The sequence below is a fragment of the Psychrobacter glacincola genome, assembly GCF_904846215.1.
GTDB classification, from domain to species: domain Bacteria; phylum Pseudomonadota; class Gammaproteobacteria; order Pseudomonadales; family Moraxellaceae; genus Psychrobacter; species Psychrobacter glacincola.
On record NZ_CAJGZK010000076.1, the window covers coordinates 1 to 693 of the forward strand.

Annotated in this window: 1 rRNA gene; it reads right to left on the reverse strand. The window is 35.1% G+C overall.

The features are described 5' to 3' along the window. Positions 1–347: 347 nt before the first annotated feature. Positions 348–462, reverse strand: a 5S ribosomal RNA gene (gene rrf / locus JMW90_RS13490). Between the last annotated feature and the right edge of the window lie 231 nt (positions 463–693).

A 693-nucleotide genomic window follows, 5' to 3' on the forward strand; every position in this document is an offset into this window, starting at 1 on the left:
GACTTTTAATAATGCATAGTCTTCAATGGGTTGGAGGAAGTGTTTGTTTTGATAGATTTACTCCTAAATGCTAAATGTTTCTATAAGTCTTTTACTGAGATGGATTTGAGCTACTTTAATACACTTATAAAGCCAAATATTGCTTGGAACGTGGTGTTATAGATATTATTTGATCCACTAAATAGGCAACGCTCTTTAAAAAAGTAAAAGCAACAGAGTATTTAATCCATAGTTTCTAGCTTTTAACTCTTCAAGCTAATTTATAAATTAAGGTATTTCTAAAATAATTACACGCAAAAGAAAACCCCCTTCTGCATAAGCAGAAGGGGGTTTTACTTTGAATAGAGAGCTGACGATGACCTACTCTCACATGGACGAATCCACACTACCATTGGCGCAATGATGTTTCACTTCTGAGTTCGGGAAGGGATCAGGTGGTGCCATCATGCTATTGTCGTCAGCAAAGGGGGTTAGATATGAGTCTGTTATTTTTATTGTTTGACTATAAGTGTTTAGTTTATGGTCGACCAACAGTAACCTAACTGAATCAAGGTTAAAGGTGATATCGAAATATTCTTTCTTTTATTCTATAAGCTTTCGCTTATACAAGATAGATTAATTAGAGCTTTCATACAAACCACTTGGGTGTTGTATGGTCAAGCCAAACGAGCAATTAGTACAGGTTAGCTACAT